The sequence below is a fragment of the Streptomyces sp. NPDC059455 genome (assembly GCF_042750115.1).
Lineage (GTDB): Bacteria > Actinomycetota > Actinomycetes > Streptomycetales > Streptomycetaceae > Streptomyces > Streptomyces endocoffeicus.
Map to the genome: position 1 here is coordinate 1 of NZ_JBHYVB010000353.1, position 6540 is coordinate 6540.

Consider the following 6540-nt stretch of genomic DNA (forward strand, 5'->3'; position numbering starts at 1 on the left):
TGCCCCCAGCTCCACCGTCCCGCTGCGACGGGATCAGCGGCGAAGGTCTCTCACCTCCACTCGAATCACTGCGCCTCACGGCGCACCCACGACCTGCGACACACCGCCGCCACCATCATGATCAGCTCACGGGTGCCGCTGGCCGTGGTCTCCAAGACACTGCGCCACTCGACACTGGCCACCACGGTCAACCTCTACGGCCACCTGCTCCCCCACGCCGCCCGCGACGCCGTCGCCGCCATCGGCACAGCCCTGGAACGCGCCGACCGCAAACACGCCACCGGCGATCCTGGCGAAGCGTCAGAACAGCGGGCGGCCTGAACCTTTCGTCCGCCCCGCGCCCGCTTTGGATTCTCTCTGCTGCGGCGCCCCTGGCCAGGGGCACCGTGGCGGTGGCACCTCAGCGTTCACCGGGTGTCATCACATCGCCATCACGTGTCACACGAACGCAATCAGCGGGTCTGCCATCACTGGCAAACCCGCTGGTCACACCGTCGGGACGACAGGATTTGAACCTGCGACCCCTTGGCCCCCAGCGGCAACTCTACGTGACGATCCGTACCGCGCCGTAGCGCTCGGTTCAGAACCATACCGCGCCCTTGCGCGCCTACGGAGAACACGCCAATCAACCACTCCCCCATAGCAACAGCCACGCCATGCGACGGCTTGCGGAGCGGACAGGAGTCTCCCACGGCTACCGCGCCCGCACGGTAGGGTACGACGAGCAAACCCTGCACTGGAGGTCATCGTGAGTGCGCAGCCAGACGGCCCGTATGGACCCCTGATCCCCATGCCCGACCTCACCCCTGACGCACTGCGCACGGCTGTCGCCCGGATCGCTCCCAGCAGAGTCCCTGCGCTCACTCAGCACCTGTTCGAGGCGACTACAAACGCACAGCAGACAGAGAGCCTCGCGCCCCTGCGGGCTTTCGTCCACTCATGGGCCGTGTTCGTCGCCATCGAGCGGCACCCGGAACGCGCCGCCCGCCTCCGTGAACTCGAGCAGATCGTCGATATGGCCGAACAGGACCCGACGGCGGCCATCCACGAAATTCAGCAGATCCGTAAGGCCGCGGAGGCCGAGGCGGGGCTGTGACCGACTGGACCTGGGAGTACAACCCGAGTGAGGAGTACGTCGCCGACGGACTTGCGCCAGGTGTCGTAGCAGAGGTCGAGCGACTGGCGACCGAACTCACCGCGCTTGGAGTCGACGCGGCAAAGGTGGGTCGGCCCCTCGACCGAGAAGGCGGACTCCGAGAATTCGACATTCTCGGCGGACGCGGCTTCATCAGCTTCCTCTCAGTACCACGCCATCACTGCATCTATATCTGCAACATCACCTGGTACGGATGACGTTGCTCTCGTTCCAGCGCCGTTGTTGAGGTCTGTGGGGCTCGGTTATTCATCGCTGCTGGTCAAACGCTCTGCCCCGGCGTGCAGAAGCTGCAACCAGGTGTGGATGATCGTATCGCTTCTGTACCTGGTGACTCGACGTCTTCTCTCCGTCCCGGCGGGCGGTGCTTGTACGGCGGGACACTGCCCGATCCTGTTGCCCATTTACTGTTTGTGCTGGTCGGGGTGTTGATCGCTGCGGCAGGCTGGTCTCGTGGCCGGTCCTTTTCGTTCCCGGTCACGGAGCGGGAGGGGTTCCGTGTCGATGGAGCCGCGGTCGTGGCCGGAGTCGGCGCCGGAGGTGGACGGGACCGCGGAACGCTGGATCGGATCATGCCGCCGCGAGGCCACCGACCGCGTCCTGATCACCGGGCAGCACCACCTACGCCTCGTCGTCAGTGAGTACGCGGATCACTACAACAGACATCGACCGCACCGATCCCTTGGACAACATCCACCAGACCAGTTGATCGCCGCTGAACCGCGGTCGGTCAGCGACCGCACAATGGTCTCCCGGCTTGATCGGCTCGGTGGCCTCATCCACGAATACAAGCAGGCCGCATAGGGTGACACGGTTTCCGGCACCCACACGGCCCTGTCGCTCCAGGAGAACCGGGGCCGTGGCTGGATGCGCGGTGCGAGGGTGAGTTGGGTCCGGAGCATCAAGATCTCAATGTCTTTCGCCGCGCTCGACCGGGCCAGCAGCGCGAGCCATCGGAAGGTCTGGCACCCGAGCAGGTAGATCAGACGTATTGCCACGACCCTGTGCCGCTCGAAAAGTCATCGCCGCAGCTGAGCGGGGTGCGGTCAGTTCGCTGGGATTATGCCTTGCGTGATCGTGTCCTTGTTGTACAAGGTGCCCCGGAAGCTGCTGACGGTTCCATCGGTATTCCTCCGTCGTGGGACGGCGAAGGACGCGGAACTTCTGGTGCTGCGGCACGAGAGCGCGGTCCTGCGCCGCCAGTTGACCGGACCGGTCCGCTATGAGCCCGCCGACCGGTTCTGGTTCGCCGCCCTGTCCGGGCTGATACCCCGGCACCACTGGAGCGATATCTTCCCTGTCACCCCCGGCACCCTGCTTGCCTGGCACCGCAGGTTCATCGCCGCAAAGTGGGACTACACCGCGCGCCGGGGCACCGGCCGCCCACCCACCACGGCAGCGATCAAGAAGCTCGTCCTGCGGCTGGCCCGGGAGAATCCGACGTGGGGGCACCGGCGGATCCAAGGGGAGCTGACCCGACTCGGGCATCGGATCGCCGCCTCGGCCGTCTTGGAGATCCTCAACGCGGCCGGCAACGACCCTGCTCCACGTCGCTCAGGCCCCGCCTTGCGCCAGTTCCTGACCACACAAGCCGAGGGCATCATCGCGGCAGACTTCTTCCACATCAACACCGCCCTCGGCGGGCGGTTGTATGCGCTGGTGTTCCTCGAGCACGGCACCCGGCGGCTGCGCATCACCGGGGTCACAGCCCGCCCGACACGGGACCGGGCGGTGCAGCAGGCGCGGAATCTCACCTCCGACCTGGGCATACGCATCGAGTCCCTGCGCTTCTTGTTACGCGACCGGGATGACAGGTACGGCGAAGCGTTCGACGCCGCCTTTGAAGCCGAGGAGATGGACATCCTCACAAGTGCGCCACAGACTCCCCGCATGAACGCGCACCGCGAACGCATCATCGGCAGCATCCGACGCGAAGCTCTCAACCACGTCCTCATCATGAACGAGGCCCACGCCCGCCACATCCTCGCGGCCTATGAGCGGCACTACAACGAACACCGACCCCACCAGACCCGCAACCAGCTACCACCCGACGCCCACGAACAACCTGTTGCGGCGCATGCCCTCAGCACCAGCAAAGCGCTGCGCACCCGGATCCTCGGCGGCCTCATCAACGAGTACAGATACGCGGCATGACATGCTGCGATGACTTTTAGAGCGGCACAGGGTGAACACACATGAAGTGAACCGGGCCCGGGGTGAAGTTGGCGTGCTTCGTGGCTAATGTGTTCGCGTCGGTGCCGCGCAAGGATCAGAGGCCAAGGGCGACCGCCACCTGCGGGGGCTGGGGCTGGACGGCCGCCGTACGGACATACTCCACACCCTGGCCGGCTGGGGCCCACGGGCTGGCGGTCAAGACCGTGACCTCGACATCGTCGTCCACTTCCTGCCGCTGGCCTTCGGCGATCTGCAGCGCCTGCTCGACCGCGTACTCGTCGAGTTCGGAGAGCAAACCGTCCGCGTCATCCCGGTCGATGGTCTCAGGGCAGACCGCCTGTTCATCGGCTGACGGTGACGCCGGGGGGAGCCCGGAAGGACAGCAGACCCAGCATCGGGGACTCGGTCCCGCCTTCCTCCAGCCGCGCTCCGGACAGGCAACTGGCTGCTACTCGCAAGGCCACGGCCGCTTCTGTGCGCGCCAGGGACGCGCCCGGGCAGCGATGACGGCCGACGCCGAATGCGAGGTGGTGACGGACGTTCGTCCGATACGGGCGCATCCGCTCCGGGTCGGGGACAGTTCCAGCGAGGCATCGCTCCAGCAAATCAAAGTGGCCTGAGTGACTCCCCGGATGCCGAGGAGTTCCATGAGTACCCGGCAGGGCAGCACCTGCGCGAACGAGCTGAACAGTTCGCAGCGACCGGTGGCGTCGATCTCCGACCGCACGGCGTCGAGCAAGTCCTCGGCGACGCGCTGGATGACCGGTATGGCCGCGGCGACGCGCTCGGCATTGAAGAATCGGGTCACCACGCGGCGCAGTCCGGGGTGGCTGGGAGTGCCGTTGTTGGCGAGCGCGGGTGGGAGGGTGAAGCCGGCCCGGGCGAGAATCCGCAGCGCCGCGACCGGTAGTGGGGTGACTGCCCGCAGAGCGTTGTCGGGACGGAACAGGGTCGGGTCAAGCAGTACGCGGCGCACATCGTCGTATCGGCTGACCAGCCACAACCCGGTGTCCGGGTCGTAGTGCACGGGGCCTCGGCCCGGAGCCGATCCAGCCAGGGGTACGGGTCACGGACGAAGCCGTCGCTGAAGAGATCGAGCAGGTCGAGCGGGGCACGGGTGCCGAGCGCCGCCGGGCAGCCTCCTGGGCTGGTCCCGGCGGTTCCGCTATGGAATGGGAATGTGTGCGGGACCGGGGAAGCCACGGCCGGAAGCTAACACGCCCAAGCGCGACCCGGTCTCCGCTGTGCGCGGCATCACTCGATCAAGCGGAGCGGGCTTCAGCGCTCGGCACCGCCCTCGACGAGACGCCTCAACGAGGGAAGCAGGGTGTCGATGTCCTGCCCGGTCCTGAACGCGACAACGGTGGTGCCACCGCCGGGCTCCGGTGAGGAACCGGGCGCCGGAAAGAGGGCGAGCACCTCACGCATCGCCTCGTCCACCTCGGCGACCGGGTCGGACGACTCGCCCCGAAGCCAGCGACGCAGCACGTGGTTGTGGGCGGCGACCACCGCGGCGGCCATGAGTTCGGCCCTCAGCGACGCCGGTTCCGTCGGGCCCCCCATCCAGTCCGCGATGAACTCCCGGAACAGTCGCTGATAGCGGCCCACGCTGGCGATCTCCCGGTCACGCAGGGCAGCCACCTTGCTCGTGAGGGCATATCGCCGCCTCGCCAGGTCGCCCTCATCCACGTAGTGCAGCAGTACGAGTCGGACCGCGTCCGACACGGCGACCAGAGCGGTGCTGTGGCTCGAGGTCGCCAGCCGATCTCTGATCAACTCCAGGAGCCGGTCGTGGTCCGGAAAGATGACGTCTTCCTTGGTGCGGTAGTTCCGGAAGAACGTCGTGCGCCCGAGCCCCGCTCGCTCAGCGATGTCGTCGACGGTCGTCTGCTCGTATCCGCGCTCGTCGAAGAGCGCGAATGCGGCGTCTGCCAGTCGGATCCGTGCAGGTGGCTTGCTCATGACCGCTCATCCTTCCCCGTCTCACCGCGCAGACGCCACTTGCCTCAGCTCGATGGGATCGAACACCGCATTTCGAGCATCGGGCGCCGAGTGACGCAGTGAGGCTTCTATCACAGGGAGTCGTTTGGGACTGAGTACTTTACTTTCGGAACTGGATCCCATAGCTTGTGAAACACGCCGCCACAGCGGTGCCGACGTGCTACAGCCGTGATCGGTGAGCCCTCGCCTCCCGTCGCGGGTCATTTCGGGACGGGGACGGAGAGGGACACCGTGCTCCATACAGCGATCGAAACCACCGATAGAGCCCCCGTCGAACGGGAGGTCGATCCAAGCGCGAGCCCACTCCCGGAGGCGGACTGCCCCACGCAGGTGCCGCTGGGCGGAGTGGGGGGTGGAGAGCTGTACTTCCAGCGCTGCCGCTGGTGTCGGACCGCAGTTTTCCGCCGCCTGTTGTGTCCCGTCTGCGCCTCCACCGATCTCGCCTGGGAGCTCAGTTGCGGCACCGGGGTCATCCGTCATGTCCTGGCCATGGGCCGGAGCCCCGGGAGACAGTGCGCACTCGCCACCATCAACATGAACGAGGGATTCTGGCTGTGCTCCAGGGTCATCGGCGTGCCGCCGCTCACCGTGCGGGTCGGGGCCACGGTGTGTCTGACAGAAGGCATCGAGTCCGGCCCTCAGGCACTCCTCTTCCGCCTCTGCGAGCCTCCACAGCCTCCGTGGCGATGAAGGTCGAGGCAGCACGCCCACTCGCTCCAGCGACGTCTGGGGTGTGTACGTCCCCCACCACACCTTCTGACCTTGAGCTCGGCCCCGCAGGCCATTGCCCATCACCTCTGGAGTGCCTCCGATGATCCCTGCCTGCCACCTGCCACGCCGCCCCCCGCTGCCGACCGATTCGTTCCTGCCAAGAACGTTGAGCCGCAATGACGTAACGGTGCCTCCAGGCGCCGGTCTGACGGCCCCGCTTCACCAACCGGCCACCCTCATTCCGGGTTCCCCGGTGCGGATGGCAGTACCGTTCCCGCTCGGAAACTCATTCACAGCTGCCTCGGCAACCGGGTTCTTGCTCACCACCTGGCACGCCACCAGCGCCAACGTTCAGAAGGGAGCCAAGCAGTGAGCACCGAGCCCGCGCAGCCGACCGACATCGATATTCCAGACCGCCACACCACCGCGGGGAAGCTCGCGGACCTGCAGCGCCGCATCGAAGAAGCGACCCACGCCGGGTCCGCGCGCGCGGTGGAGAA

The 6540-nt window shown here is 66.6% G+C and carries 8 protein-coding genes and 1 pseudogene; 6 read left to right on the forward strand and 3 right to left on the reverse strand.

The window, feature by feature from the left end:
- From ACFXB5_RS51755 to ACFXB5_RS51775, 5 genes are all read left to right on the forward strand, one after another.
- Positions 1-321, forward strand: a 321-nt coding sequence (locus ACFXB5_RS51755; protein WP_385222614.1) for a tyrosine-type recombinase/integrase, incomplete at its 5' end; no start/stop codon positions are given.
- Between the two features lie 427 nt (positions 322-748).
- Entirely contained in the window at positions 749-1096 is a 348-nt protein-coding gene (locus ACFXB5_RS51760; RefSeq protein WP_385222616.1) for a hypothetical protein, read from the forward strand.
- Positions 1093-1353 (forward strand): hypothetical protein, encoded by a 261-nt coding sequence (locus ACFXB5_RS51765; RefSeq protein WP_385222618.1) that lies wholly within the window; start codon positions 1093-1095, stop codon positions 1351-1353. Before ACFXB5_RS51760 ends, ACFXB5_RS51765 begins: the two co-directional genes overlap by 4 nt.
- A 304-nt stretch (positions 1354-1657) precedes the next feature.
- Positions 1658-1957: an integrase core domain-containing protein gene (locus tag ACFXB5_RS51770; RefSeq protein ID WP_385222626.1), complete on the forward strand. Its 300-nt coding sequence runs from the start codon at positions 1658-1660 to the stop codon at positions 1955-1957.
- A 267-nt stretch (positions 1958-2224) separates the two neighbouring features.
- A complete protein-coding gene (locus tag ACFXB5_RS51775) occupies positions 2225-3307 on the forward strand; it encodes an integrase core domain-containing protein (protein WP_385222621.1) in 1083 nt (360 codons plus the stop codon).
- 205 nt (positions 3308-3512) lie between these two features.
- Here ACFXB5_RS51775 and ACFXB5_RS51780 read toward each other — a convergent pair.
- The 3 genes and pseudogenes from ACFXB5_RS51780 to ACFXB5_RS51790 all read right to left on the reverse strand — a co-directional run.
- Positions 3513-3650, reverse strand: a pseudogene (locus tag ACFXB5_RS51780) (electron transfer flavoprotein subunit beta); the annotation flags it as partial.
- Positions 3651-3776: 126 nt separating this feature from the next.
- Positions 3777-4355 carry a hypothetical protein gene (locus ACFXB5_RS51785; protein WP_385222624.1) on the reverse strand — a complete coding sequence of 193 codons (579 nt, stop codon included), beginning with the start codon at positions 4353-4355 and terminating at the stop codon, positions 3777-3779.
- A 251-nt stretch (positions 4356-4606) separates the two neighbouring features.
- A complete protein-coding gene (locus ACFXB5_RS51790; protein ID WP_037966218.1) occupies positions 4607-5290 on the reverse strand; it encodes a TetR/AcrR family transcriptional regulator in 684 nt (227 codons plus the stop codon).
- Between the two features lie 384 nt (positions 5291-5674).
- Between ACFXB5_RS51790 and ACFXB5_RS51795 the strand changes: the two genes are divergently transcribed.
- Positions 5675-6019 carry a Zn-ribbon domain-containing OB-fold protein gene (locus tag ACFXB5_RS51795; protein ID WP_385222629.1) on the forward strand — a complete coding sequence of 115 codons (345 nt, stop codon included), beginning with the start codon at positions 5675-5677 and terminating at the stop codon, positions 6017-6019.
- The last annotated feature ends 521 nt before the right edge of the window (positions 6020-6540 follow it).

Coding starts and splice junctions, on each gene's coding strand:
- ACFXB5_RS51790 (WP_037966218.1), bottom strand. CDS start 5,290: ATGAGCAAGCCACCTGCACGGATCCGACTGGCAGACGCCGCATTCGCG.
- ACFXB5_RS51770 (WP_385222626.1), top strand. CDS start 1,658: ATGGAGCCGCGGTCGTGGCCGGAGTCGGCGCCGGAGGTGGACGGGACC.